Genomic DNA, 2,350 nt, shown 5'->3' with positions numbered 1-2,350 from the left:
CCACCTTCAACCTTCCACCTCCCACCTCCCCCTTGGAGCTCCGCCCCGCCCCGCCCCACCCTTTCCCCATGCCCGTTCCCCTCCTCCGGCCCTACCAGCGCCGCGTCTTCCTGCCCCTCCTCCGCGGCCTCCTCACCATCCGCCACGAGCAGTTCACCCTCCTCATGCCGCGCCAGTCCGGCAAGAACCAGCTCGCCGCCACCCTCGTCACCGCCCTCCTGCTCGCCCACGCCCGCCGCGGCGGCAGCATCGTCGTCTGCGCGCCCACCTTCCGGCCCCAGGCCGCCATCAGCCTCGAACGCACCCTCGCCGTCCTCGAACCCGCCGCCCGCCGCGCCCGCATCGCCCCTTTGTACGAAGACCACCGCATCCGCTGCGGCAACGCCGAGGCCGTCTTCCTCTCCGCCTCCGGCCAGGCACAGGTCGCCGGCCACACCGCCAGCATCGCCCTCTTCGCCGATGAGGCCCAGGATATCGATGCCGACTGGTTCGACCGCCAGTTTCGCCCCATGGCGGCCTCCACCGGGGCCCCCGCGCTCCTCTTCGGTACCCCCTGGGATGGCCACTCCCTGCTCGAACGCGCCATCGCCGCGAACGCCGGCCGCACCATCGCCGGCATCCCCCTTCATCACACCGTCACCTGGCAGGAGGTCGCCCGCGACGTGCCCATCTACGGCCACTACATCGAACGCGAACGCCAGCGCCTCGGCGCCCAGAACCCCCTCTTCCTCAGCCAGTACGAACTGGTCGCCGCCCGCCAGGTCAGCCGCCTCTTCAGCCAGTCCGCGCTCGAACAGCTCGAAGGCAGCCACCCGCTCCTGCGCGCGCCCCGCGCCGGCGAACGGTACGTCGGCGGGCTCGACCCCGCCGGCAGCGGTCCCGATGCCACCGTCCTCGCCATCGGCCGCCGCATGCCGGGCCGACGCCTCGAAATCGTCGCCTTCGAACGCTGGCACGGGGGCGACCTCGCCGCCTTCGCCCCGCGCGTGGCCGCCATCGCCGCCCACTGGGGGCTCGAACGGCTCGCCATCGATGCCACCGGCCTCGGGCAGCCGCTCGCCGCCCTCCTCGGCGAGCAGCTCGGGCGCCGGCTCGAACCGGTCACCTTCACCGTGCACGAAAAATCGGCCCTCGGCTGGGAGCTGGTGGCCGCCGCCGAATCCGGGCGGCTCGCCATCCCGGCCCGGGGCGAAGCCCCCGCCGAGTGGCTCGAATGCCGAGAACAGCTCGAAATCTGCCAGCGCGAACTCCGCCACGGCGGCATCCTCCACTGGAGCGCGCCCCCCGGCCGCCACGACGACTACATCGCCGCCCTCGCCCTCTGCCTGCGCGCCGCCGCCACCCTCCCGCAGGAGCGCATCGCCCGGGGGAGGTAGCCCCGCCCCGCCTCCCCGCGCCGCCGGGGAGAGGGGGAGAAGGGGAGAAGGGGAGAAGAGGGGGTGGGGTTGGGGTGTGCGGATGGGGTAGAGTGCCGCGGTGGGCAGGCTGCCGTACCGGAAGCTGGAGGTGTGACAGCGGGCGATGCGGCTGGCGCGCGACGTCGTCGACCTCACCGAACGGACGCCCATGGGGCGGCATCGCTTCTTTCGCGACCAGGTCTGTTCGGCCGCGCTCTCGGTCGCGGCGAACATCGCCGAGGGCAACGGCCGGGGCACCCCGCTCGATTACGCCGCGTTCCTCGATCGCGCCCGCGGCTCCCTGTTCGAACTGGATACGTGGCTGGTCTTCGCCTTCGACAAGGACTGGCTCCCGGCCGAGGACTTCCGCCGCATCGAGCATGAGATCGAAATGATCAGCCTCATGATCAACAGCCTCGCCCGCTCCCTCCGACGCAAACCAGCCCTCGATTCCCGCAACAACCCCTCCACCTGACCCCTCTCCCCCTCTCCCGTTCTCCCCCTCTCCCGCTGCGGAGCGGCAGGGCGGGGCGGGGGCCCGCTTCTAACAAATTTCCTACTGACATGCATCAGGGGTTTCCCGTATTCTTCCCCCGGTGTTCACTGGTCATTCCCCGTAATGTCGGGGCAGTGTCACCCCCGTAGCGCCTTCGTAGCCGCTGCGGGGACAGGTAGAGACAGAGCCGCACACGTCCAGTGGCGCGAGCGGCGCCAGCAGCAACGGAGGCAGCAAGCGCAGACGAACCATCTCCTTCACCCCACCGGGGAACGAGCGCCGGGGAGGAACGAGCGCTCAGTACAGCAGCAGCCGGCACGGTCAGCCGGCCCAACGAGGACGGAGGAATCATGACACTCGCACTCTACGGAAAATCCAGGCGGCGCCAGGGAGGGTTGCTCCTCGCTGGCCTCCTTGCCGTCCTGGTCGCCGCCATCGGCGGCGTCAGCCTCATCAC

The 2,350-nt window shown here is 71.0% G+C and carries 2 protein-coding genes; both read left to right on the top strand.

Translation table 11 applies throughout. From position 1 onward, the window contains the following. The first annotated feature begins 68 nt into the window (after positions 1 to 68). Positions 69 to 1,376 (top strand): hypothetical protein, encoded by a 1,308-nt coding sequence (locus VAE46_RS02740; protein WP_322795379.1) that lies wholly within the window; start codon positions 69 to 71, stop codon positions 1,374 to 1,376. A 145-nt stretch (positions 1,377 to 1,521) separates the two neighbouring features. Beyond that, positions 1,522 to 1,872, top strand: a complete 351-nt coding sequence (locus tag VAE46_RS02735; protein ID WP_322795378.1) for a four helix bundle protein — start codon at positions 1,522 to 1,524, stop codon at positions 1,870 to 1,872. The last annotated feature ends 478 nt before the right edge of the window (positions 1,873 to 2,350 follow it).

The organism is Tepidiforma sp., from assembly GCF_034433535.1.
GTDB lineage: Bacteria > Chloroflexota > Dehalococcoidia > Tepidiformales > Tepidiformaceae > Tepidiforma.
This window is presented reverse-complemented; position numbering and strand designations above follow the sequence as displayed.

Excerpts from the sequence above, each read along its gene's own strand:
- VAE46_RS02740 (WP_322795379.1), top strand. The coding sequence starts at position 69 with ATGCCCGTTCCCCTCCTCCGGCCCTACCAGCGCCGCGTCTTCCTGCCC.
- VAE46_RS02735 (WP_322795378.1), top strand. The coding sequence starts at position 1,522 with ATGCGGCTGGCGCGCGACGTCGTCGACCTCACCGAACGGACGCCCATG.